The 24,192-nt window shown below is 44.9% G+C and carries 21 protein-coding genes and 1 pseudogene; 16 read left to right on the forward strand and 6 right to left on the reverse strand.

Annotated elements, in window-relative coordinates; translation table 11 throughout:
- Together CA600_RS25135 and CA600_RS25140 are read left to right on the forward strand one after the other, a co-directional pair.
- Nucleotides 1-799 (forward strand): annotated as a pseudogene (locus CA600_RS25135) (hypothetical protein); the annotation flags it as partial.
- Nucleotides 800-834: 35 nt separating this feature from the next.
- Nucleotides 835-2,304 carry a stalk domain-containing protein gene (locus tag CA600_RS25140; RefSeq protein WP_094873827.1) on the forward strand — a complete coding sequence of 490 codons (1,470 nt, stop codon included), beginning with the start codon at nt 835-837 and terminating at the stop codon, nt 2,302-2,304.
- Nucleotides 2,305-2,363: 59 nt separating this feature from the next.
- Here CA600_RS25140 and CA600_RS25145 read toward each other — a convergent pair whose 3' ends face one another.
- The 3 genes from CA600_RS25145 to CA600_RS25155 are packed head-to-tail and all read right to left on the reverse strand — an operon-like array spanning nt 2,364 to nt 4,862.
- On the reverse strand, nt 2,364-3,284 hold the full coding sequence (locus CA600_RS25145) for a metal ABC transporter substrate-binding protein (RefSeq protein ID WP_094873829.1): 921 nt from the start codon (nt 3,282-3,284) through the stop codon (nt 2,364-2,366).
- Entirely contained in the window at nt 3,281-4,123 is an 843-nt protein-coding gene (locus CA600_RS25150; RefSeq protein ID WP_094873831.1) for a metal ABC transporter permease, read from the reverse strand. The genes CA600_RS25145 and CA600_RS25150 overlap by 4 nt, the downstream gene beginning before the upstream one ends.
- Nucleotides 4,116-4,862, reverse strand: a complete 747-nt coding sequence (locus tag CA600_RS25155) for a metal ABC transporter ATP-binding protein (protein WP_094873833.1) — start codon at nt 4,860-4,862, stop codon at nt 4,116-4,118. Before CA600_RS25155 ends, CA600_RS25150 begins: the two co-directional genes overlap by 8 nt.
- A gap of 405 nt (nt 4,863-5,267) precedes the next feature.
- Here CA600_RS25155 and CA600_RS25160 point away from each other — a divergent pair, with 405 nt between their 5' ends.
- The 12 genes from CA600_RS25160 to CA600_RS25215 all read left to right on the forward strand — a co-directional run bounded on the left by CA600_RS25160 (nt 5,268) and on the right by CA600_RS25215 (nt 15,746).
- Complete coding sequence (locus CA600_RS25160) at nt 5,268-5,813, forward strand: MarR family winged helix-turn-helix transcriptional regulator (protein ID WP_094873880.1); 546 nt, start codon at nt 5,268-5,270, stop codon at nt 5,811-5,813.
- A 28-nt stretch (nt 5,814-5,841) separates the two neighbouring features.
- Entirely contained in the window at nt 5,842-7,299 is a 1,458-nt protein-coding gene (locus CA600_RS25165) for an aryl-sulfate sulfotransferase (RefSeq protein ID WP_094873835.1), read from the forward strand.
- A gap of 19 nt (nt 7,300-7,318) precedes the next feature.
- Entirely contained in the window at nt 7,319-8,350 is a 1,032-nt protein-coding gene (locus tag CA600_RS25170; RefSeq protein ID WP_256990006.1) for an ABC transporter substrate-binding protein, read from the forward strand.
- An 11-nt stretch (nt 8,351-8,361) separates the two neighbouring features.
- A complete protein-coding gene (locus CA600_RS25175; RefSeq protein WP_094873840.1) occupies nt 8,362-9,138 on the forward strand; it encodes an ABC transporter ATP-binding protein in 777 nt (258 codons plus the stop codon).
- Between the two features lie 18 nt (nt 9,139-9,156).
- Nucleotides 9,157-9,933: an ABC transporter permease gene (locus CA600_RS25180; RefSeq protein WP_094873842.1), complete on the forward strand. Its 777-nt coding sequence runs from the start codon at nt 9,157-9,159 to the stop codon at nt 9,931-9,933.
- A 201-nt stretch (nt 9,934-10,134) separates the two neighbouring features.
- Nucleotides 10,135-11,247 carry an ABC transporter substrate-binding protein gene (locus CA600_RS25185; RefSeq protein ID WP_094873844.1) on the forward strand — a complete coding sequence of 371 codons (1,113 nt, stop codon included), beginning with the start codon at nt 10,135-10,137 and terminating at the stop codon, nt 11,245-11,247.
- Nucleotides 11,248-11,339: 92 nt separating this feature from the next.
- Nucleotides 11,340-12,263 carry an ABC transporter permease gene (locus CA600_RS25190; protein WP_094873846.1) on the forward strand — a complete coding sequence of 308 codons (924 nt, stop codon included), beginning with the start codon at nt 11,340-11,342 and terminating at the stop codon, nt 12,261-12,263.
- Nucleotides 12,260-13,063, forward strand: coding sequence for an ABC transporter permease (locus CA600_RS25195; protein ID WP_094873848.1), 804 nt, complete (start codon nt 12,260-12,262; stop codon nt 13,061-13,063). The genes CA600_RS25190 and CA600_RS25195 overlap by 4 nt, the downstream gene beginning before the upstream one ends.
- Complete coding sequence (locus tag CA600_RS25200) at nt 13,060-14,103, forward strand: ABC transporter ATP-binding protein (protein WP_094873850.1); 1,044 nt, start codon at nt 13,060-13,062, stop codon at nt 14,101-14,103. Before CA600_RS25195 ends, CA600_RS25200 begins: the two co-directional genes overlap by 4 nt.
- Before the next feature lie 5 nt (nt 14,104-14,108).
- The gene (locus tag CA600_RS25205) at nt 14,109-14,984 is read left to right on the forward strand and encodes an alkaline phosphatase family protein (RefSeq protein ID WP_094873852.1); all 876 of its coding nucleotides are present in this window, start codon (nt 14,109-14,111) and stop codon (nt 14,982-14,984) included.
- Between the two features lie 95 nt (nt 14,985-15,079).
- Entirely contained in the window at nt 15,080-15,397 is a 318-nt protein-coding gene (locus CA600_RS25210; protein WP_094873854.1) for a hypothetical protein, read from the forward strand.
- Between the two features lie 112 nt (nt 15,398-15,509).
- Nucleotides 15,510-15,746 carry a DUF6953 family protein gene (locus tag CA600_RS25215; protein ID WP_042123499.1) on the forward strand — a complete coding sequence of 79 codons (237 nt, stop codon included), beginning with the start codon at nt 15,510-15,512 and terminating at the stop codon, nt 15,744-15,746.
- 71 nt (nt 15,747-15,817) lie between these two features.
- Here CA600_RS25215 and CA600_RS25220 read toward each other — a convergent pair whose 3' ends face one another.
- On the reverse strand, nt 15,818-18,130 hold the full coding sequence (locus CA600_RS25220; protein WP_256990007.1) for a UvrD-helicase domain-containing protein: 2,313 nt from the start codon (nt 18,128-18,130) through the stop codon (nt 15,818-15,820).
- 441 nt (nt 18,131-18,571) lie between these two features.
- Between CA600_RS25220 and CA600_RS25225 the strand changes: the two genes are divergently transcribed.
- Together CA600_RS25225 and CA600_RS25230 are read left to right on the forward strand one after the other, a co-directional pair.
- Nucleotides 18,572-19,408: a DUF6492 family protein gene (locus tag CA600_RS25225; RefSeq protein WP_094873858.1), complete on the forward strand. Its 837-nt coding sequence runs from the start codon at nt 18,572-18,574 to the stop codon at nt 19,406-19,408.
- Nucleotides 19,409-19,419: 11 nt separating this feature from the next.
- Nucleotides 19,420-20,781, forward strand: a complete 1,362-nt coding sequence (locus CA600_RS25230) for a sugar phosphate nucleotidyltransferase (protein ID WP_256990009.1) — start codon at nt 19,420-19,422, stop codon at nt 20,779-20,781.
- Between the two features lie 76 nt (nt 20,782-20,857).
- Here the strand turns inward: CA600_RS25230 and CA600_RS25235 are convergent, their stop codons facing one another.
- Together CA600_RS25235 and CA600_RS25240 are read right to left on the reverse strand one after the other, a co-directional pair.
- A complete protein-coding gene (locus tag CA600_RS25235; protein ID WP_179281724.1) occupies nt 20,858-22,579 on the reverse strand; it encodes a sensor histidine kinase in 1,722 nt (573 codons plus the stop codon).
- Nucleotides 22,557-24,125: a response regulator gene (locus CA600_RS25240; RefSeq protein ID WP_179281725.1), complete on the reverse strand. Its 1,569-nt coding sequence runs from the start codon at nt 24,123-24,125 to the stop codon at nt 22,557-22,559. The genes CA600_RS25235 and CA600_RS25240 overlap by 23 nt, the downstream gene beginning before the upstream one ends.
- Between the last annotated feature and the right edge of the window lie 67 nt (nt 24,126-24,192).

The following is a 24,192-nucleotide window of genomic DNA, read 5'->3' on the forward strand; positions in this document are numbered from 1 at the left end:
TGAACCGACGGCATCACCAACGCCGACGCCGGAACCAACGGCATCACCAACGCCGATGCCGGAACCTGCCGAGACTCCCGTGCCAACGGAAACACCAGCTCCTATCGGTGTACCAGAGCTGGATCAGCAGGAATTTAGAGACCATATCTATGATTATCTCATCCGTGATAATAAGATTGTTGTGCCGTTTACAGCTCCACTGGCTTTTAATATAGCAGATGACTCTAATCCTAATGAGATCAGGAATATGGTGAAAGTTATGTTGGGTGAGAGTGAGAGCATGTTCGAAATAGGTGAGGTAATCATTGAAGAGAACAAGCTCGTTCTTTATCTAATGGACCGAATTTCTTATGGGTCTGTAGTTCAAATTAAAGTTAGTGGCGGTTTGTTAAAGAATGCTCTTTCCGGGGAGGTTCAGGAAGAAGATCAACAGCTATTCAATGAGGGCTTTTATTTCGAAGGACAAGTTGCTCCAAGTCATTTTAACTATACCGAGGTTGTAGGTGAAGGCGATGCTCCAGAGTTTACGATTCACTCACTGGGTTATGATACGGGGCAGATTGGATATCGGCCGGGATTGTCTGGGGGAGAACTTCATCCTCTGGAAAGCAAGGATTACACGCTGGTTCGAAACGATGAGAATACCTTTGTACTCAAACTTTTGCCAGAATTCTTGAACGCAATGGGTTCTGAGCCTTATATCGTGATCATTCCCATAGTGAAAAATATAGTAGCAGATGAAGGTTCTATGCAAATTGTAATAGACGAGCTCAGGCTCTATGTAAATATGCAATTCTAAGGGTGCGGTAACCCTTGAGAGGAGAAAATAACGCAATGAACAAGAAACTTATCTCCATCGCTTGCGGATTTATGCTTATAAGCGCAACATTTTCCAATATCGTAGCGGCGGAAACAGCACAAAACACGAAGGACGGCATTCAAGGGAGTATCGTCAAGAATGGTTCGTCGAATGCTGTATCCTCTCTTAAGCAGCCGTTGGGCGTGGTTACCGTACCTGGTAGCAATGATCTCATTATCGTGCAATCTGGAAGTGGTACTATCAGCAAGTGGAGTAATGGCGATCTACAGACGGTAGCTGGACATGATGCTGAAGGGTATACCGATGGTAAGAGCGAAGAGGCCTTGTTTAATCATCCGACATACACTGCCGCTGATAGTAAAGGCAATATCTATATCAGTGATACCGATAACCATGTAATCCGTAAAATAGAGAACGGAAAAGTGTACACCCTCGCAGGAACGGGAATCGCTGGCTATAAAGATGGACAACCCAATGTGGCGCAATTTAACGCCCCAGGCGGATTAGCGATAGATAGCAATAACAATGTATTCGTAGCCGATACGCTGAATCATCTGATTCGCAAAGTTACACCGGAAGGTGTTGTGAGTACTTTTGCGGGTCAGCAGAGCAACGATGGTGCTTATTTGGACGGTGCGGTGACTTCGGCCAAGTTTAATGAGCCTGTGGGTCTTGTGTTCGATGAAACCGGTAATCTCTATGTGGCAGACAGTGGAAATCAGATGATCCGATGGATTAAAGGCGATAAGGTTGAGACCTTTGCAGGCAAAGCAACCCCTATTGATCCAGTGACTGGTTATATGGCTGGAGGGTTCCAGAATGGCGATCGCCAGACGGCATTGTTCAATCGTCCTCGTGGTCTGGCTTATGCCGATGGAGTGTTGCTGATTGCTGATAGTCTAAATCATCGGGTTCGGGCCATTCAGAAGGATGGAAGAGTCATCACAGTTGCAGGACAGGGCATCTCGGGAGATCAGGTTGGAGCATTGGATCAAGTGATGTTTAATCAGCCTTCCGGTGTTGCGCTTGGCTCCGGGAAATTGTATGTGACAGATACGCTGAATAATAAGTTAAAGGTATTAGAACTCGACTTGCAAGCCCTTAAGCCACTTCGTAGCGAAGCTGATCTGCTTGATGCAGTCTCGCTAATGCCAGCAGGTAAGGACATCCAAGTATGGTTGGACGGAGTGCAGGTGAAGTTAAACACTGCCACTCTACCAATTAAGGAGTCGGGTAAAATATATTTACCGGTTAGAGCGTTATTTAGCTCATGGGGAGCGGATATTCGTTGGGATGCGGGAAGTAAAGAGACGATGATTAGCAAAGGGGAGTGGACACTTTCCCTAAAGCCAAACGGGGGGCTTAATGTGCAAAACATAAAGGGTACTTTGTATGTAGCAGCCGATTACTTGCCGACCGTTTCATCTTTTATGCAGGTTTATGATGAGGATAGTCAGGCAATTGTAATCGAAACTGGACGATAATTATCCGCTATGTCCTTTACAGGAGTTAAGGCTGTCGAGAAAATTCTCGACAGCCTTTTTTATGACGCTAATCCTTCAATGACTTTATCGATATTCCATTTAATCATTTTAAGGTATGTGTCGCCTTCTTCGCCTTTCTTCGCTAAAGAATCGGTAAAAATCTTGGAGTGTATCGGTACTCCTGTTTCATTGGAGATCGTTTCCATTGTTTTCGGATTCACGCTCGTTTCCAGAAACAAAGCGGGCACTTGATTCTCCTCAATAATGTTAATGATGTTTTTCATTTGTTCTGGCGTACCTTGACTATCCGTATTGATCTCCCATATAAATGCGGATTTAAATCCGTAGGCTTTTGAAAAATATTTAAATGCCCCTTCGCTTGTAACCAAAATACGTTTCTCCTGCGGGATTTTTTCTACCGCTTCTTTTGCATATTGATCCAATTCATTAAGCTTCTTTACATATTCTGATTGGTTATTCAGATAAAAATCTTTGTTGTCCGGATCTTTTTCGATGACATGTTTAGTGATGATATCTACATATTTAATCGCATTCTGAATATCGAGCCAGGCATGAGGATCTTCTTGAGTTTCTTTGCCTTTTTCTGTTAGGAACATTGGGGTTACTTCATCTGAAACAGCAAAGGCAACCTCTTTTTTGTTGGTGACATCTAATAGATCTTTAAACCATCCCTTACCCGTTTCCAGGTTTAATCCGTTATAAAAAACTAAATCTGCGTTAGATACTTTACTTGTATCCTTCGGTAATGGATCGTACATATGCGGGTCTGTTCCGATGGGAACCATACTGTATACCTCAGCTTTTTCCCCTACAATGTTTTCAGTCATATCCGCGATAATGGAGTATGTGGCAACAATTTTTAATTTGTCGTTGTTTCCTTCTCCCTCACTAACGTTTGAACATGCAGTAAATAGTAAGATGAACATTGTCAAAGAGAGCATCTTTATTGTTTTTTTCATCCTTGTTTAACCCCTTTTCTTAGAAAATTATTTTTGGGCGAGATAATAAATGATATAGCAAACAAACTTACGCCTACCAGAACAATGGTGGCACTTGTAGGTAAATTGAATCTAAAGCTTAGGATCACACCTATAATTCCAGATACAGCACCGATGGTAGAAGCAACGAGAATCATGTGGAACAGCTTATTTGTCCAAAGATACGATGTAGCTGCTGGAATAACCAGCATTGCAATCACAAGTACAATACCTACTTGAGATAGCGAGGACACGGTAACCACAGATAGCAGCATCATCAATAGATAATGATAGAACCCTGTTTTCAAACCGAAGGCCTTAGAGACGACAGGATCAAACGAACTAATCAAAAGCTCTTTGTATAACAATGAAATGATGGCTATAACAACAAGCATGATAATAAAGGATTGCGTTAACTCGGACTGTGGGACGGCCAAGATATTACCAAATAAAATATGAGTTAAATCAAGTCCACTTTTGGCGAAAGTGATGAGGACAATTCCTAGAGCGAAAAATGAGCTGAGAATAATCCCGATCGAGGTATCACTTTTAATATTGCTGCGACTTGTAATAAATTGAATGAGAATTGCCGCTAACAGTCCAAACAATGAAGCGCCCACAAGAATGTTGATCCCTAGAATATAAGAGAGCGCCACACCTGGTAATACAGCATGAGATAAAGCATCGCCCATTAATGACATCTTTCTGAGCACAATAAAGCTTCCTAGAACGCCTGAGACAATGCCAAGAATGATAGCAGACAATCCCGCATTAAGTGCATAGATTGGAATGTTTAATAACTCTGACAAATAATTAATCATTCGCTGTTCCTCCCATCCCTTTGATCACCAGATTACCTAAGGAGGCCCCGTATGCGTTGAGGATATTGTCGGCTGTAAAGGTGTCTTTCACATCACCAAAGGCAATGAGTTTTTTATTAAGAATGATTACTTTATCAAAATATTCTTCCACCTCATGCAGATCGTGATGAACGATAAGTATAGTTTTTCCTTCTTCGCGGAGCTGTTTAAGCAGCTTTACAATAATTTTCTCACTGACTAGATCTATGCCGACAAAAGGTTCATCTAAAAAAAATACATCTGCCCGTTGTGCAAGCGCTCTGGCAATAAAAACCCTTTGTAGTTGTCCCCCAGACAAATTGCTGATTTGTTTATTCGCAAGATCACTGATATCGACCATGGTCATACATTCCTCAACGGTTTGCCGCTCTTTTTTACCTGGGCGCTGGAAGATTCTCAAATTTGGGTAGGTTCCAGTTAGTACGGTATCTTTTACTGTGATTGGAAAAGTAAGATCAATGTCGTTCTTTTGTGGCACATATGCGATCTTCCGTTTGTACTCAGAAATATCTCTACCTTCCACCATAACGGATCCTGTTCTCTTTTTTATCACCTCTAACAACGACTTAATAAATGTAGATTTCCCTGCACCATTGGGCCCGATAATTCCGATCGTATACCCAAAAGGAATATCTATGTTTACATCTTCTAGCGCTGAATTACCGAAATAATCCACGTTTAGGTTTCTGATTTGGATCATAAAAAAACTCCTCGTCTTATATTCAATGATTTGTTTCCTGTTGGAAACATTTATTTTAAATATCTAATTTGTTTCCCTAGGTAAACATTTGTTCTTAGGTACAATATATTTAACAATGGGCAAAATGTCAATGAAAAAGCTTGAATTTTATTTGGTTTTGGATTGGAACAAGCTTTTGATCTGCTTCACTATAGGGGCTTTTTTTCTATATTTTAAAATACATACTTGACAGATAGGAATAAAGGGGTATATGATATCACCAATCCTTAAACACTAATTAAATGAACAGTGAAATAATTTATCCGAGCCGATTGGACCGCCAAAGGCTCCCGCACTTTTCCCTTGACAGGGGTATGTGCTGGGAGTCTTTTTTTGTTGGCCGATAGGGAGAAAGATGAGGTAGGGATGAGCGATACGTATTGGAGTCAGCTGGAGGAGACAGATTGGATATTTCGTAAGGTAGTCCGCAGATTTGTAAAGGAGCGGGATAAGGTCACTGTGGAAGGGATCTCCTTGCCAGGTATGCTGATTCTGCAAAAAATCATTCGCGAAGGCGAACAGCGGCTTGGTGATTTAGCGGATGAACTGGACTTTACGTCAGGTGCGATCACTGCATTGAGCGATAAGCTTGAGGCAGGTGGATTTACTGTACGCAAACGTAAGGAAGGGGACCGCAGGACGGTGATGCTGGACATCACAGACAAAGGCCGCGAGATGGCAGAGCTTAACAGCAACATTGGGGAACGATGTATTTCGCTTCTGTTTGAGGGGTTTACGGAAGAGGAATTGACGCAGCAAAGTCACTTTTATCAGCGAATCATCAGCAATCTTGAAGGATTCTCAGATACCTTGCTGAAGCTGGCGAAGGAGAATGCGGAGGCCGAGTCCTCACCGAGCCTTGAACAGAAGCCACGGGCAGTCACCAAGAAAAGCAATTATCTTAGCTATTAAAATAAATCAAATGTAGGAGAGATGAATTATGGGACATTCAACGATATATCCAACTGGAGCAACCGTATATAATCCGGGCAAAGCATGGAGTGGTTATACCGTATTTCAAGCGGGTGAAGAGGGCGTTGTTCTGATTGATATGAACGGTAAAGAAGTGCATCTGTGGAAGGGGCTGCTCGGGTTTCCGGCTAAAATCTTCCCTGGTGGTTATGTGCTAGGCAGCACTGGCAGAAGAGATCCGAAATTTGGTATTCAGGATAATGTAGATCTGGTGCAGGTCGATTGGGATGGTAACATCGTGTGGAAATACAACAGCTACGAGCATATAGAAGATCCGGGTTATGAAGCGCTCTGGTATGCCCGTCAGCATCATGACTATCAGCGTGAAGGTAATCCAGTCGGTTATTTTGCACCAGGGCTGGAGCCAAAGGTAGATGGCGGCAATACCCTAATCCTGGCTCACAAAAATATTTACAACCACCAAATTTCCGACAAGCAGTTGCTGGATGACACGATTATCGAGGTGGATTGGGAAGGGAATATCGTTTGGGAGTGGGCTCCAAATGAACATTTTGCAGAGTTGGGCTTTGATGAAGCGGCAAAAAATGTCCTATTCCGTGATCCTAACTCACGTTCCTTCGGAAATTTGGGGGGCGGTGTGGGTGACTGGTTGCATATCAATTCAGCTTCCTATGTAGGACCTAATAAGTTTTATGATGCAGGTGATGAGCGTTTCCATCCAGATAACGTGATCTGGGATGCGCGGGAAGCGAATATTATCGCAATTACAGATAAGCGTACCGGGGCCATCGTGTGGAGAATTGGTCCAGACTACTCAATACCAGAATTGAAGTCTATCGATTGGATCATTGGCCAGCATCACGCCCACATCATTCCGAAGGGCTTGCCCGGAGAAGGAAACTTACTCGTATTTGATAACGGAGGTTGGGGCGGTTACGGTCTTCCTAATCCATCCTCACCCTTTGGGCAAAAGAATGCACTACGCGACTACTCTCGAATTCTGGAGATTAATCCAGTGACACTCGAAATTGAATGGCAGTATACCGCGGCAGAGGCAGGCTTCTCCGTTCCGACGGATTCTTATAAATTCTACAGTCCTTATATCAGCTCAGCCCAGCGACTGCTGAATGGCAACACCTTAATTACAGAAGGATCTAACGGTAGACTTTTCGAGGTTACGCCAGAACATGAACTGGTGTGGGAATATATCTCACCTTTTATTGACTCCAGAAATACGAACATGGTTTATCGTTCCTATCGTGTGCCATATTCGTGGGTACCACAGCTGGAGAAGCCGGAAGAACAAGCGATTGAGCCGATAGATGTAACACAGTTCAGAGTACCGGGGGCCGCACCTAAAGGTTCGGATTCCGTAGTGAGTGTGGCGACAACCCTGCCGTTTGTTGAGGGAGCTGCTTGTGTGGCGACGACAGATGAAGGTAGTAGCCGCAAAGCCAATTCATAAATTTGAGGGGGATGTCGTTTTGAAAAAATCATGGATCAACTCTAGCTTTCTGCTCTTATCCTTATCCGTTGTTATCCTTTTATCAGGCTGCAGCTCCAAAGGTGATGCGTCGCCCGCTAAAGATGGAGCAGCAAGCGGCAAAGAAGAGACATTGAAGATTAAAATCGCCGACATCAATACGAATCCAACTTTTCGTGTGGCGTTAGATAAAGGTATCTTTGCCAAACACGGGATAGATGCTGAACTAGTCAACTTTGGTTCTCCGGCAGAAGGTGTGAATGCACTCTTCATTAAACAGGTGGATGTGGCTTTCGGGGCGGACTTCCCCTTGCTGAACGCAGTGTCGAAAGGGGATTACTCAATCATCGCCTCGGCAGGTCTAGCGACAGATGAAGCTTCAACAGAATGGAAGCTGTTCGTACAGGATGACATCAAGACAGCTGAGGAATTGAAGGGTAAGAAGCTAAGCTTTATTCGCGGAACCTTTATTCCATACCTTTGGGATGAATATTTGAAAGAACATGAGCTTGCTCTAAGTGATGTGGAATTGATAGGACAGGGAGCCTTTGATGAATCTTATATTGCTTTGAAGCAGGGGGCTGTGGATGGGGCATGGTTCTATGGTTCTGTTCTTAATGATAAGCTGGGTGCCCTTGCTGGCGTACATGAGCTGACGGATATGTCCAAAACAACCGTACGGTTAGGTATGGGCATTGTAGCAGGTAATGATTTTGTAACCAACAATCCAGAGGGGATCGCGAACTTTCTCGCAGCAGTGGATGAAGCAGGGAGTTATGCACAGGCTCATCCGGATGAGGTGGCTGATCTGATGTACGAGGAAGTGAAGCAGCCTAAGGAATCCACGATCAAAGATCTTCCAAATAATCCTTGGGCCCTTGGGTTCACGCAGGAAGCATATGACAGTCTGACTAAACAGAAGAAATATATGGTCGACACTGGAATCATCGAAAAGGACTTCGATCTGGATAGCAAGCTTAATCTTGAACCGCTGACCAAAGCTTTGCCGGATGAAGTCACGTATAAGAAATAGGAGGGTTCAGCATGTCATTACCTGCTAAGCAGCACACCATTCATATTGAGCAGCTTCGCAAGAGCTACAGTGAGCCAGCCGCCGGAGATGTTCATTATATTATTAAAGACGTGGATCTCGTAATCAAAGGTGGGGAGTTCTTCGTTCTACTCGGCCCAAGTGGCTGCGGAAAATCGACGCTGCTGAATATGATCGCCGGATTTGTTTCCAAATCTGGCGGTAACCTTCGGGTGGATAACGAAGAGGTGAATAAACCGGGCAGAGATCGGGCAGTAGTGTTCCAGCAAGCAGATTCCTCTTTATTCCCTTGGCTAACGGTTCGAGAGAATGTGGAGTTTGGACTGAGAATGAAGAAAATCGCGAAGGCAGAACGACGCACAATATCGGATAAGTTCATCGGGCTTGTTGGGCTGAACGGGCATGAGCAGAAATTCCCTAAGGAGCTGTCAGGTGGTATGAAGCAGCGTGTCCAGTTGGCACGAGTGCTCGCCAATGATCCGGCGATCCTGCTGATGGATGAGCCATTTGGTGCGCTGGATGCGATGACTCGGAGGACGATGCAGAAGGAGCTGGTCAATATCTGGCAACAGACGCATAAGACGGTGATTTTTGTAACCCATGATATTCAGGAAGCTTTGCTGCTGGGGGAACGGATCGGCATTATGTCTGTGGGGCCTTCCTCTAACATCACGAACATTTATGACAACACGCTCCCTTATCCGCGGGATATAAGCTCACCGGAATTTTACTCGCTATACAATCAAATTCAGGGCCATTTCGAAGAATAGGATAAGGTGGAACAGATGATGAAATGGGTGGAAAAGAAATGGGTCTCCGTATCCATACTATGGATTGCCGCACTCTGCATCTGGCAGCTTGGAGCGGTGATCTACGGTCCTGATGTGATCCCTGGGCCATGGAGTACGTTCAAGGGTGGACGGGAACTGCTGGAAGATGGCACCTTGATGCAATATATCGGCATTAGCTTTTACCGGGTGCTCATTGGCTGGGTACTCGGCAGTTTAATAGCGATTCCCGTAGGATTGGTAATTGGAAAGGTGAATGTGATTCGTATCTTTGCAGAGCCTTTTCTGAACTTCATCCGGTTTATCCCGCCGATTGCGTTTATCACATTGTTTCTAGTGTGGTTTGGGATTGGGGAGCAGTCGAAGATTGCGTTGATTATGTACGCTACCTTTTTTATTGTGGTGCTGAATACCTTGACCGGTGTCATGTCTGTGGAGGAGGATAAAATCCGCTCAGCCCGCAGTATGGGCGCTAGTGAGTGGCAAATCCTGATTCATGTGATCGTTCCGGCGACGATACCGTACATTTTCACAGGCATCCGGCTAGCGATGGGAACTTCGTATATGGCGATTATCGGGGCGGAAATGATTGCTTCGAACGAAGGTGTAGGTTATCTGATTTGGAATTCACGGTTATTTTTTCGTACCGATTGGATCTTTGTTGGTTTGTTCTGCCTTGGTTTTATGGGCTTTTTCACGGATCGGCTATTTGGTTGGTTCGGTAAGAAAGTGCTCTATAGATACGGTGTGGTTAGTATGGCGGCACGTAGAAGGTAAGATGGCTTTAATAAAATAACGTAAACACCAAAGCTGCCTGAGTGGATCAGGTGGCTTTTTGGCATGTCTTCCTTTTTATTTACAAATATTCCTATCCTCCTTAATGTCACGATAATAGTACACGCCTATACTGCAATTGGGTGCCTAACAGTTGGAGCATAAAGAAGCCCGCAAATAAGAAATAGGAGTGAAGGGGAAATCATGAAAAAAGGGATCAAAAATCAATTGTCGATGGGTCTAATGTTATCCTTGCTCGTCCTGTTGCTTGCTGCTTGTGGAAATTCGGCTAAGGCTGACGAATCAACGAATGGAAATGCTGGCACCAAAGAATTAAGTCTGACCGAGATTGAGAGTAAAGCTAAAGAAGAGGGCAGTGTTATCAGTGTGGGAATGCCGGATTCCTGGGCGAACTGGAAAGATACATGGAGTGATATGAGTAGTAAGTATGGTCTTACACATTCAGATACCGATATGTCGAGCGCGGAGGAAATTGCCAAGTTTGATGCGGAAAAAGACAAGCCAACGGCTGACATTGGAGATGTAGGGATCGCTTTTGGATCGGTTGCTGTAGATAAAGGGGTAACGCAGCCTTATAAAACGACCTATTGGGATGAGATCCCAGATTGGGCTAAGGATAAGGACGGAAATTGGATTGTCGGCTATCAAGGGACGATTTCGTTTCTGACGAACACCAAGCTCGTGGCTAATCCACCGAAGAGCTGGGAAGATCTGAAGAACGGCAATTACAAAATCATCGTTGGCGATGTAACCAAAGCTGCTCAAGCGCAGATGGCTGTATTGGCCGCAGCGATTGCTTTTGGTGGCGATGAGTCGAACATTGAGCCGGGGATTGCTTTTTTCGAGGATTTGGCTAAAAAAGGGCGTCTCTCCAATGCAGAAGCTTCCCTTGCTAACATTGAAAAAGGGGAAGTAGAAGTTACCCTGCTGTGGGATTTCAACGCTTTGAACTATAGAGACCAGATCAACAAAGATGGCTTCGCGGTAGCCATTCCAAAGGAAGGCAGTGTAGTGAGCGGCTATGCAACGATCATTAACAAATATGCGCCGCATCCTAACGCTGCGAAGCTGACACGTCAATATATCCTTAGTGATGAAGGACAGGTTAACCTTGCCAAAGGGTACGCTCGTCCGATCCGTGACAGTGTAAAGCTGCCTGATGATGTTGCGGCTAAGCTGCTATCCAAAGAAGAGTATGTCAACGCTAAACCTGTAGGTGATTACAAGGTTTGGGAAGAGACAGCGAAGACTATTCCGCAGCTATGGCAGGAACGTGTACTTGTGCATTTGAACTAGGATTGTTCTCCCCCTAAAAAAAGAAGCAGGGCGCCTTCGTCACGATGCCGTAAGGTGCCCTTGTTCTATTCCCGCGACAAGGAGTGAGTAAGTTGAAACAGAAAAGCCGCGGTGTGATCCTGGCACTCCTTCCGTTTGCAATGATGGTGTTGGCATTTCAGCTGGTACCTGTATTGTCCATGCTGACGGGAAGCTTCCAAAAGGCAGATGGGACTGGGTTTACGCTAGGTAATTATCTGCACGCACTGCAAAGTGCCTATTACATGCAGGCAATTAAAAACAGCTTGCTGATCTCTTTAACCTCTAGTCTGATAGGGATCATTGTCGGACTTTTTTGTGCCTATTGTATTACTCGGTTCACTCCGAGGGTAAGGGACAGACTCTTAATGCTGTCGAATATGACCTCTAACTTCGCAGGGGTTCCACTAGCTTTTGCATATATTATTTTGCTCGGAAATAACGGGGTATTTACGCTCTTATTCAAACAGTGGGGCTGGAGTGTTTTTACCGATTTTGATTTATATAGCTGGTCTGGTCTGATTCTGGTGTATGTATATTTTCAGGTTCCGTTAGCTTTACTGCTCTTATATCCGTCTTTTTATGGCATTCGTGAGCAGTGGAGAGAGGCAGCATCCTTGCTGGGGGCTGGGCCATGGCAGTTCTGGAAGACGATCGGGCTACCAATTCTAACGCCGGCGATCTTCGGCACACTCGGGATACTGTTTGCTAATGCGATGGGCGCTTATGCTACAGCATATGCTTTGGTTGGCGGTAATTATAATCTGCTGGCGGTACGGATCGGTTCACTCGTTGCCGGAGATGTGGTGACTCAGCCGGAAATGGGCAGTACGCTTGCTGTTCTGCTTGGATTGACTACGATTTTGGCCGTCTATCTGAATCACCTGATGGTTCGGCGTACGGAGAGATTCGGAGCTAAAGCGGTCAGTAAAACGAATGTAAAAGCCAAGTCTTCTCGGCGCTTATGGACAGCAGCTAATGAGGAGGCTCGGCAATGAATATACGTAAAGCGGGCTTCGCACCACGCACCTTTATGCTATTGCTCATGGTGTATTTATTACTTCCACTGTTGGCAACCGGTATGTATGCTTTTGCGTTGGACTGGCAGAATACCTTATTGCCTCAAGCTTGGACACTGAATTGGTTCAGCGAAATGTTTAAGGATATTCGTTTTTTAGAGGCGCTTTGGACCTCGCTGTATTTATGCCTGATTAGCGTGGTGCTGAGTCTGGCCGTGATGCTGCCAGCTGTTTTTGTCATCACGATTTATTTTCCACATTGGGAGAGCTTTATGAAAGTGATTGTTGTTCTGCCCTATGCCGTGCCCGGTGTAGTAGCTGCGGTGGGACTTATCCGTACCTATTCCACGGGTCTCTTTGACATCGCTGGAACAGCTTACTTACTGGTAGGAGCGTACTTTGTGGTCATCCTTCCCTATATGTATCAGGGCATTCGTAATAGTCTGTTGACCGTTAACGCTGTAGAACTGCTGCATGCCGCGGAATTGCTTGGTGCCCGCCGCAGAACGGCCTTTGTGAATGTGATTTTACCAAATATCTGGCCTGGGGTTATCGTCTCGACCCTGTTATCCTTCTCCGTTCTATTCGGCGAATTTGTCCTTACAAACATGCTAGTTGGGGGGCATATTCAGACGATTCAGGTATATCTTTATCAAAGAATGGGCGAAAGCGGACATTTAGCCAGCGCGATTGCAATCTCGTATTTTCTGTTTATTCTAGTCCTTTCAATGGTACTGATGAAGCTTGGCAAAAAGATGGGAGGAGGCGTTAAGGGATGAACGATTATCTGAAGCTGCAGGGGATACGCAAAATGTTCGGTGATACCTGTGTGCTAGACAATATAGATTTGGAGATTCGCGAAGGGGAGCTTGTGACGCTGTTGGGGCCCTCCGGTTGTGGAAAAAGCACATTACTGCGCTGCATAGCTGGCCTTTCGGAGCTGGATGGCGGAAGAATTCTCTTGGAGAATAAAGATCTGGCCAATCTGCCGCCCCGTAAACGCGAGGTGGGCATGGTGTTTCAGTCCTATGCGCTGTTCCCTAATCTGACGGTAAGTCAAAATATTGAATATGGTATGAAGATGCGCGGTTTATCCAAGTCGGCCCGTCGTAGTCGCGCAGACGAATTGCTGGCTTTGGTTGATCTGGAGGAGAAGCGGGACGTCTATCCGCATTCACTCTCCGGTGGACAGCAGCAGCGGGTAGCATTGGCCCGTTCTCTTGCCGTGCAGCCCAAAGTGTTACTGCTGGATGAACCCCTGAGTGCACTCGATGCTAAGATTCGTAAGAATCTACGTGCCGAAATTCGCGATATTCAGAAGCGCTTTAACATGACGACACTATTCGTTACGCATGATCAGGAGGAAGCACTGATTCTATCCGACCGCATCTGTATTATGAACGGGGGACGAATTGTTCAGGATGGAACACCGGAAGGACTGTACACTGCGCCGCGCACAGAGTTCGTTGCCCGGTTCATGGGCAGTTATAACGTATTAACTCGGCCCGAAGTAATGGCGCTGTTCCATGGAATAGATAGTGGGATGGACAGCTTTGCTATTCGTCCTGAGGCTGTAACCCTACTGCATGAGGGAGCAGGTCAACAGGAGGCCGCTGCCGGAGCACAGCTTGTGGATGGAATCATTAAATCGGTATCTGTGTTAGGGAATATCATTCGATGTACGGTTGAGGCTGAAGGCATCCGATTAACGGTTGATCTTTTAAATGACGGACGCTGGCTGCGGGTTGGAGAAGGGGATAAAGTCACGCTGGCGCTGAACCCTTCCGAGCTTTTACATTTAGAGCGAGAAGGAGCGTGAGTAGAATGACGGAAATGACCAATAAACTTATTGTGGTTGTCTTAGACGGACTTAGATATGATGCAGCTCGCACATACATGGGGTATCTGGAGCATCTTGTGGAGCAGGAACTCTTATCTTGTTATCGAGTACAGTCGGAATTACCCAGTTTGTCACGTCCGCTTTATGAAGTGCTCTTAACGGGTACACCCGTGTCCAAAAATGGAATTACGGCTAACCATATTGTCAGACCAAGCTATGAAGAGAGCGTATTCCATCTGGCAGTGAATGCTAATCTGCGTACAGCTGCTGTCGCCTATCATTGGATCAGTGAGCTTTATAATTCAGCCCCCTTTGATCCGCTGGCTGACCGCCATCAGCACAATGTGATGAAGCCGATTCAGCATGGCAGTTTTTATTTCGAGGATCACTATCCTGATAGCCATGTGTTTGCCGACGCTGTATATTTACGGAGTGCTTTTGATCCGCATTTTCTATACATTCACTCCATGAACATAGATGATGCCGGGCATCGTTATGGCGGGGAGAGCAAGGAATATGAGCTTTCCGTGCGTACTGCCGATGGTCTGCTGGCCACTGTTTTGCCCATTTGGATGGAGCAGGGATATAAGATTCTGATTACGGCAGATCATGGGATGAATGCCAATGGGTACCACGGCGGAAAAACCAATTCTGAACGGGATGTGCCGTTATATACGTTTGGAGTAGATCGATTACCGCGGGAAAAAGAGGATCAAATAATCCCCCAGTTGCGGCTAGCTCCGCTAATGTGCCACTGCTTAGGTCTTGCTCCTTCGGCTGCAATGAGTAAGGAAGGATTGCCTCCATTTGTACAGAAGCAATTACAGCATGAAGTAGAGGAACCTGTAATTTTAGGATAAACATAAAATAGTAAAGCACGACAAAAATCATATGCGATAAGCATGGATTTTTTGTATACTAAATAGTATATTTTTCCTATTTAGGAGGTTATCTATTGAGTACTTCTAAATCCATGAAATGGATTACAGGTTCGTGTGAGATTATTTTGGCGATTCCATTTCTGGGTGCTGCTATTGTAATGTTCAGTGGATACTCTGTACTGGGATTGATGTTTATTCTTCACCTGGTTACTTTAATTTTATCTTCAAAGAACCAAGAATCTATTTATGGTTCAGTACTCGGAATTATAACTTCTTTACTCGCTTGGATTCCATTTGTGGGCTGGGGATTACACTTAATTACAGGAATTCTGCTGATGGTAAGTGGTGGACAGAAAACTCGTTATCCTTCGAATCGTAACTATCTACAATAATTAGAATCAGCCCAATACAGCCCGATTCGGACGTTTGTCCGGTCGGGCTGTATTCATGTTATAATGAGGGCACATTTTAGCAAGAAGTACACACGGAAGGGGGCATATCCATATGGAGGTAACTGCGCAAGACGTAGCCGAATGGATGGTTAAGGAAATTCGTTTTACGGGTACCTTGTACCAGACTGCGGCGATTGAATATGTGAAAGAGAATTTTGGGGAACAATTTGTATTTGTGAATGAGAACGGCAATGCCTCACTGTCCAAGGAAGTAAAGAAAGCTTTCCGGAAGCTGCATGGCGGAAAGATCGCATGGGATCGGGATGGATTTTTGTGGGCGTGGACCTAAGCTGAACCCTGGCGTGTTATATTAAAAAGCAAGTTTCCAAGGAAGTGGAAACTTGCTTTTTTGCGTATAAATTATACAGGAACTTCTCTTTGATCTTTCGTCATAGATGAGCTACAGAGTGGGCAGGGCTTTGAGGTCAAGTGATCCTCAGCTCCGCCAGCTTTCATGCGTGTCCAACCAGGACAACTGCTGCTCGTGCAATTCCATACTGGAACGACATGGGTTTTTGTTGTGGTTGTTCGGCTGGTCGGCAAGGCTCTTGTCGTTACCGATCTTGTCGTTACAGTTCTGCCCACCGAAGTCGCTGCAGAAGCAGAAACGGCAGATCGGAAGGCGGATAACATGAAGCGGGAGACCTCCGCTTTTTTACCCCGATGTTGTGCGGGCGAGCTGATAAATAGCTCCTCACGGGCTCTCGTAACTGCCACATACGCTAGTCTCCGCTCTTCCTCCAATGCTGCTAAGCTTGAAGCTCCAATGCTTGCGGCCGCAAGCTTGCGGTCTTTTAGCCGGTCGCCCTCCAGTGCAGAGCTATGCGGAAGGATTCCCTCAGACGCTCCAATTAAAAAGACTACAGGGAACTCAAGTCCCTTTGATTTATGAATGGTCATTAATGCAATCCGGTTGCCTTGCTCTTTCGTGCCAGGTTGACGATTATGCTCGTTGCGCTCGGTAACATTATCTATGAAATCAAGAAAGGCAGGGATGCTGTCGAAACGCGCCGCAGAGGATTCTAGCTCATCTAGCATTTCTTTTAACGTCTCTCGGTGCAGCGTCGCTTGATGCCGTTCATTCGCCTCGATGAAATAATCATAGAATTGGCTACGGATCTGACGGATCGCTTGTATCGGGGTCAGTTCACGTATATTCCGAATGAGATCGAGCCGATCTCTTAGCTTACCTCCCTTGAAGTCTTCCATGCCAGGCATAGACAACAGGTGGATCAGCGGTCCTTGTTTGGGCTGTCTCGCTTCCATCTGGCGGATGTGATTCATGCCTTTTTCACGGTTCATATACAGCGTCGGCAGGATATTCTCCATCGCTGCAAAATTCCGCCGATTTACGGAGAGTCGCAAATGATCCACTACCGGAGAGATCAACCAGTGCTCGTACAATAATTGTCCTTCTCCGTAATCAATATAAGGAATATCGCGTAAAAGGAGCAGTTCGAGAACAGCCCGATTACTGCTGGACGCTCGATACAACATGGCGAAGTCTCGATATTCTCTTTTGCCGGTAGAGACCTCATTTAAAATATGCTCGATCATCTGCTCAGCTTCCTCGTCTGCTGTCTGCGGACGCAAATACCGGGGCTGATTTCCGCTGCCTTTGGCCGCTTGCAGGGTTTTGGAGCGCCGGCGTGTATTGTGCCGGATAATGCCGTTGCCGAGTCCGACTATAGCTGGACCAGAACGGTAATTAATATCGAGAGTAATCACCTTGGCTCCCGGATAGAGCTTCTCGAACTCCAAAATGAACTCGCTGCGCGCCCCGTTGAAGGAATAAATCGTTTGGTCATCATCACCAACCACCATTAGGTTATGCTGTGGGTGAGCAACCATTTTGACAAGCTCATACTGCAAGGCATTTGTATCTTGGAACTCATCGACCATTACATACAAATATCTCATCTGCAATTCCTGCAAAAGCGCCGGACGCTCCTTCAGCATCCGATAAGCAATTAAGAGGACATCATCGAAATCAATTTTGAAATTTTCTTGTTTCCATTGTTCATATATTTCTAGAATGGATTTCATTTCTTTTTCGGCAGTGGTTGCTTCCGGTAGATCTTCCACGGTGCCCATGTTCATTTTGCAGGAAGAGAGTAGTGAGAGTAGGGTTTCTGGAGGATAAGCATCCTTCGGCAGCCCGAGTTCCCGCATGATCTGCTTCAATAGGATATGCTGGCGCCGTGTCTCACTGAAAATTTCCTGCTGCAATCCCTGTCTGCGTAAGAAAAACAGGAAAAAGGAATGGAACGTCCGAGCCTGCAGCCTTGCGACGTCCGCTGTGCTTACGCCCGGCAAGAGAGCGATACGTTCGCGCATTTCTGCCGCGGCTTTGCTAGAGAAAGTCAGCAATAGCAGTTGACTTGGCGAGACGCCGCGCACGGACAACAAATAACCGGTTCTGCAGATCAGAACCGAGGTTTTGCCGGAGCCTGCGCCGGCCAGTGTCAGCAGCGGCCCTTTATGATGCCGCACCGCGGCAATCTGCGGGCGGTTGAGCAGGATGCCGCCTTCCTCCAGCCTGCGGAAATAAGCGGAGTCCCCCTCTTCCCGCTTCACTAGTTCCTTGCTGGTCTGTGCTGAAGCTACTGCCGCTTGCGGGATGCGTTCGCCGGTTGCTCCCAGCGGGATATTATGAAATAAGAGCTTATTCAATAGATTCACCTTCATATATTTCGGTATAGAGTGTCCTCAAAGAATCTAATCTTATGATGCTTTGAGTTCATCTTAAATAGTGTCTTAAATTTAGCCAATCTACAATATACCATCCCAGCGTTTTTGCTGCACAGAAAAAAATGCTGGATATAGTGTGGATAAAGGGTGAGGTTTGGTTGCGTGGGTGAGGATCGGTGAGCGGAAAGTACGGTATAAAACCCGTAGAAATGCTGGAATTAGGCTCCGTGAGCGTAAAGTACGGTATAAATCCCGTAGAAATGCTGGAATTAGGCTAGGTGAGCGGAAAGAAGGGCATAAATCCCCCAGAAAGGAGCGAAATGGGCTCCGTGAGCGCCCCGCTCTTATGTTTACAGTAAAGCCCATTCCCTTTCCTTATCATGCTCATATCCTAAAGCAAAATCATGATATGGAGATGACCCTATGCCCTCACCCCGTAAAGTCAGCATAAGACATGCCGCTACTATAGATGTACTGATTCCGGCTATTGAAAAAGATCTGGCTACACTGCCCTATGTAATTGACGCTGTTCGAGCACATGTTAAGCATCCCATCGGCGAAATTTTGATTGTTGCTCCCAAGAAGCAGCGGATCATCGATTTCTGCCGTGCTAAGGGCTGCACATTTATTAATGAGAATACGGTCCTGCCGATTACGAAAAAAGACATTCATTACCGTTCACGCACATGGGAACGGTCGGGGTGGTTGTTTCAGCAATTGCTGAAATTGAATGGTGACAAGCTGTGTACGGCTGACTATTTTTTAGTCATCGATGCAGATACGGTCTTAATCGCTCCTCATAGATTCCGTGAGAAGGGAAAGACGATTTTTTACAGCCGCAATTGGAGTCAGCCTCAGTACTTTACAACCTATAGGAAGCTGATGGGTAGAAAGGCGTCATCTACATCCTCTTTTGTGACCCATTACATGCTGTTTGAACGTAGTCAATTGGCCCAAATGAAAAGAGAAATAGAAGCAAAGCATCAGAAGCCCTGGTATTCGGCGATTTTACACAGTATGAACCGTACTAAGCAATTTGCTTTCTCTGAATTCGAAACTTATGGGAATTACCTGTATTCGAAGGAACGTGGGGGCATGAAGATCCAAACAGCACGCAATAAAGGTCTTCATATGAATGCAGGTCAGCTGTCCAAGCAGAAGCTGAATGAGCTGGCGAAAAAATACAGATCCTTGTCTTTTCATAAGCGGAAGGGGTATGTGAGAACACCGGGTAGTAAGTCCAGCGCAGGGGGGCGATAACGTTGCAGATCGTGCTCCTTTCAGGGGGATCGGGGAAGAGGTTGTGGCCGCTGTCAAATGAGATCAGGTCAAAGGCATTTTTAAGACTTCTCCCAACAGAAAATGGCGGCATGGAGTCGATGATCGAGCGAGTATGCAGAGGGCTGGATGAGGCAGGATTGTTAGATTCAAGCTGCATTGTAACCCATCGCAGTCAGGTGGAAATTACCCGCAAATCTGTTGGAAATCAGGTTGCTTTACTGGCGGAGCCACAGAAGCGGGGAACCTTTACTGCAGTTGCACTGGCGGCGAGCTATTTGCATTCCGTAAAGAAAATAAACTTAGAAGAGATCGTTGTGGTCATTCCGGTGGACTCTTATGTAGAGGCTTCTTTTTTCAGTCAGCTTCGGCAGTTTCCCAGCGTGCTGTCCGAATCACAAGCGGATATTGCCCTGATCGGTGTTACGCCTGAATTCCCATCCACACAGTTCGGGTATATATTGCCGAGTGAAGGTTCAGAGGGGACGTCTTTTCTAAATGTGAAGCAATTTGCAGAGAAACCCGGCGAATTGGCGGCGGCCGAGTTCATTTCCCGTGGAGGACTATGGAACTGTGGGGTGTTCTCCTGCTCATTAGGACACTTGCTCTCAAGTATGGTGACACGGAAGCTTCCAGTAGATTACACGGAGCTAGTGGAGCTTTATGACGAATTGCCAGAACGAAGTTTTGACTATGAAGTGCTTGAGCATACGCAGCGAGCGGTAGTTATTCCTTACACCGGAGTTTGGGCGGATATTGGTAGTTGGGATGCACTTACCCCTCATTTGCAGGTAAAAACAATTGGCAGAGGAAGCATTTCTGAGGATTCAAAAGGAACCTATTTGGTGAACGAGCTCTCTTGTCCCGTGCATGTTATTGGTGCCCCAGGTTTGATTGTGGCGGCGGGTGCGGATGGTATTTTGGTTGCTGGGATCGAGCAGGCGAAACGGATTAAGCAGAAGCTGGAGGGTCATGCGGCGAAGCCGATGATTGAAGAAAAGCGGTGGGGAAGCTCGCGCATTCTCGATTTCTCACGAACAGCTGCAGGGGTTGAGGTTACGACTTCCAAAATCACGATGTTGGCAGGAAAGCACACCAGCTATCATTTTCACAGGCATACCAAAGAAATATGGTCTTTACTTTCGGGGGATGGAGAGTACCGTATGAACGGCGTTCTTCATGCAGTTACAGCCGGAGACACGGTCACAGTACCTGCCGGTGCGAGACATGGTTTGCGGGCGATTACACCGCTCGAATTGATCATTATTGAACTGGTGACGTCTCCTGATGTGGGGGACTATGTGCGTGTTTCTGCCGAATGGGCGGGGGAGGAAAGCGCTCCTGATCATTTGTAAATCAATGAATTGAAGTAAATCAACCGGGTCTTTTTGAAACCAGCGTACTTGTCCCGGTTGATTTTGAGTATAATCGTTATAAATTTGAGCCACCTTCGTATCTTTTGGATGGAAATCGAAAGATGACCTCCGTTCCCAGTCCTAGAATGCTGCTAATGGATAAGCCGTATTCTGGTCCGTACATTAGCATAGCCCGGTCATTTACATTTTTGAGCCCATAGCCTATCGACTGGGATTTTAGCAGAAGATTAAGTCGTTCTTGTGGGATGCCAACGCCATTATCCTTTACTTTGAAGAGGATACACTCCTCCACCATTTCTCCGGATAGAATAATTTTGCTTCCTTCTTCTTCTCTATTCTCGATGCCATGAATAATAGCATTCTCTATTAGAGGCTGAAGCATCAGGTTAGGCATGTAATAAGAGAGAATAGCCTCGTCGATTTGGTATTCTACCTCAAAGCTGTTGCTATGCATGTTAAGCTGAATTTGTATATAAGCTTGTACATTCAATAGTTCATCCGAAACTGAAATGATATTATTCCCTTTATTCAGGGTAGTCCGATAGAACGTGGACAGAAGCTGCGCCATTTCACTAATATCTGTGGCATGGATTCGAATGGCTCTCCAATTGATGAGCGAAAGAGCATTATATAGAAAATGAGGATTGATCTGAGATTGTAGGGCTTTCATTTCATATTCTTTTCGTGAAATTTCCTCAATATATACTTTATCGATTAACACTTTAGTTTTGTCAACCATATTGCCAAAACCTCTGATTAAATCTCCGATTTCATCTTTGGATGTACTGGTGACCGTAACTTCCAGGGACCCCTCTTCTACGGTACGCATATTATTGCGTAGACGCTTAATTTGTGAATTGAATTTTCGAGAGAATAGATTGGCAGTTATAGCAACGGCAGCAATACAGGCAACAATAACAAGCCCGATTGTCGTGAGGATTTTCCAGGCAGAATTCGTAATCATCTTCGTAGGTTTGCATAACATCACTGTCCATCCTGATATAGGAACTTCAGATTGCAATACAGTGTACTTTGTATTTTTCCATTGCAGCGTATCCATGTTGTCTGTGCTATTGGAAGGAATATATCCTTCTATACCAGGCGAGGCATAGATCGATTTTCCATAAGCATCTTTGACAAGAATCTCTGAACCCTGAGAGAGTAGGGGGTCAAAAGGATTAAATAGCGAATCGTAATTCACACGTGCATACAGCACATTTTCTTTAGGATTTTTCTGTTTCGTATTGATAATGCGTCGAACAGCAAAAATTTCCTTGTTATCCGTAAACCACAGGACATCGACTGACTTCATCAACGCCGGGTACCAATGTTTCTGTTTAATATCATTTAAGGCTCGGACGGTATTGCCATGTGCCAAAAGATTGGTTCCTGTATACAGCGTTATTTGTTCTACACCGGTATTTAGATACCGTGCCGTATTGAAATTTTGGTCAATCACATGGGTTAACTGATCATACATTTCATACATACTTGTATAGGTATGATTGGCTGAATTAATAATTTCCTGATTAAAACTCAAGAAATTCATGAGTTTATTGTAGACATCTAAATGACTATTTAAAGCTAAAGCCCCTTGATTTAAGGCTGCCTTCAAATCAGATTTGGATTGCTTAATGAGGGAAGATTTGGCTTCCTGATAGCAGAAGCTGCCCAATACAATAACAGGGATCATACTGATTAACATAAATGAAAGCATGATCTTGGTTTGAAACTTCAAATCGTGAATATTTTGCTTAAGTGTCCGCCAAAGTTGCATAATGCTCCTCCCGATATACAGAGGACTTCTGATTATACTGTCTATATTTTTCTGGTGTGTACCCATAGAAATCCCTGAAATTTTGGCAGAAGTATGAAATATTGCGATAGCCCACTGCGGTGCAAATGCTTGATATTTTTTGATGCGTATTTGTTAACAACTCTTTTGCGTTTTGCATGCGGACATTCTTAATATATTTATTAAGCCCACAGCCTGTCTGCTTCTTGAAGATGGAGCTAAGATAATGTGGAGATAAATACACTTTAGCAGCAAGCATTTCCAGACTGAGATCATCTGCATAATATTGTTCAATATATTGTTTGACGGCATCGACATCACGGTTCTGAATAGGCTCATGGTTGGTGGAGTTCTGATCAATCCGAGCGATACCTTCAAATATGATATCTTTGATGTCCCGCAAATCTTCAGATCCATATATGGTCTCGACGGCAGTCTGCAGCTCCATTTCTGATATCGGTGCAGCTTGTGTCATGATTTCTTGATAGATGGTGGAGAACATATACTTTACATACAAATGTGAATACTGTACTTGATGTACGTATTTTTGATATAAAATTTCAGTATTTGCCCGTAAGCTAAAAATATCTTGATCCTTCAAATTATTACGAATCTGATCTAGTAGATGACTATCTGTAAGGTCTGGATACAAGGCCTCAGAGAAATGTAAGTCATTTTGTGTATTAAATACAAAAGTATCTGGGAGAAAAAAACGATATTCCATCAATTCTTCTAATGAAGTCAAAATTGAACCTAAATCTAGTATTGAGGTTACTTCCTCTTTCATAGCGAGATAACAATTCACTTTATATTTATCAAGGATACAATGATGCAGGTGCATCGCTGAATGATTATCAAACTGGGAAGAAGGGGACTTTTGCTCAGGAAACAGTAGTAGGCTTTGACATCCGTTTAGATTTAAGTAATCAGCAGATGAGTCTACTAAACCAAGTACAAACTCTTCGAATTCCGAATCTACAGATTCAAAAAATGGCTTATCGAATTCTAACAAAAGCATTTTATTGTATTGGCTCGGTAATTCAATAGACAGCTCTTGAAGAGGAGGCGGGCTTCCGATGCCGTTGACTAGAGAGAAGAGTAGATGTTTTCTCACATAGCTTAGCTTTCTTTGAGACGCTTTTTCTTTTTGCTGCTGGTGCTTTAATTCCTGAATAACCTTTTCCAAAGTAGTCTGGAACGCTTCTATATTAACCGGTTTCAAAAGATACTCGGATACGCCCAGGGAGAGGGCTGTTTTAGCATACTCAAATTCAGCGAATCCGCTGAATAAGATCACCTTAAGTTTGGAGTGCAGCTTTAATGCTTCCTTTGTTAGCTGTAATCCATCCATTATAGGCATCCGCACATCGGTAAATAGAATATCGACAGAGTGTGCGCTTACATATTCAAGTGCTTTACGGCCGTTTTCTGCAACATGCAATTGGAGGGGGAAGCCAAGCTCCTTAATGAGGAAAGCAATCCCCTCTCGCTCCTCCTTATGATCATCTACCACCAGTATGGATAACATTATGTACCACCTTTCGACATGTAGTGACATTGATATTGTAGTATAACATCTTCGACCGTAGCAATAA

The organism is Paenibacillus sp. VTT E-133280 (assembly GCF_002264385.1).
Lineage (GTDB): Bacteria > Bacillota > Bacilli > Paenibacillales > Paenibacillaceae > Paenibacillus_AQ > Paenibacillus_AQ nitricinens.

Bases quoted from the DNA above. Each gene is read 5' to 3' on its own strand.
- CA600_RS25140 (WP_094873827.1), top strand. From the start codon at position 835: ATGAACAAGAAACTTATCTCCATCGCTTGCGGATTTATGCTTATAAGC.
- CA600_RS25145 (WP_094873829.1), bottom strand. From the start codon at position 3,284: ATGAAAAAAACAATAAAGATGCTCTCTTTGACAATGTTCATCTTACTA.
- CA600_RS25150 (WP_094873831.1), bottom strand. From the start codon at position 4,123: ATGATTAATTATTTGTCAGAGTTATTAAACATTCCAATCTATGCACTT.
- CA600_RS25155 (WP_094873833.1), bottom strand. From the start codon at position 4,862: ATGATCCAAATCAGAAACCTAAACGTGGATTATTTCGGTAATTCAGCG.
- CA600_RS25160 (WP_094873880.1), top strand. From the start codon at position 5,268: ATGAGCGATACGTATTGGAGTCAGCTGGAGGAGACAGATTGGATATTT.
- CA600_RS25165 (WP_094873835.1), top strand. From the start codon at position 5,842: ATGGGACATTCAACGATATATCCAACTGGAGCAACCGTATATAATCCG.
- CA600_RS25175 (WP_094873840.1), top strand. From the start codon at position 8,362: ATGTCATTACCTGCTAAGCAGCACACCATTCATATTGAGCAGCTTCGC.
- CA600_RS25180 (WP_094873842.1), top strand. From the start codon at position 9,157: ATGAAATGGGTGGAAAAGAAATGGGTCTCCGTATCCATACTATGGATT.
- CA600_RS25185 (WP_094873844.1), top strand. From the start codon at position 10,135: ATGAAAAAAGGGATCAAAAATCAATTGTCGATGGGTCTAATGTTATCC.
- CA600_RS25195 (WP_094873848.1), top strand. From the start codon at position 12,260: ATGAATATACGTAAAGCGGGCTTCGCACCACGCACCTTTATGCTATTG.
- CA600_RS25200 (WP_094873850.1), top strand. From the start codon at position 13,060: ATGAACGATTATCTGAAGCTGCAGGGGATACGCAAAATGTTCGGTGAT.
- CA600_RS25205 (WP_094873852.1), top strand. From the start codon at position 14,109: ATGACGGAAATGACCAATAAACTTATTGTGGTTGTCTTAGACGGACTT.
- CA600_RS25215 (WP_042123499.1), top strand. From the start codon at position 15,510: ATGGAGGTAACTGCGCAAGACGTAGCCGAATGGATGGTTAAGGAAATT.
- CA600_RS25225 (WP_094873858.1), top strand. From the start codon at position 18,572: ATGCCCTCACCCCGTAAAGTCAGCATAAGACATGCCGCTACTATAGAT.
- CA600_RS25235 (WP_179281724.1), bottom strand. From the start codon at position 22,579: ATGCAACTTTGGCGGACACTTAAGCAAAATATTCACGATTTGAAGTTT.
- CA600_RS25240 (WP_179281725.1), bottom strand. From the start codon at position 24,125: ATGTTATCCATACTGGTGGTAGATGATCATAAGGAGGAGCGAGAGGGG.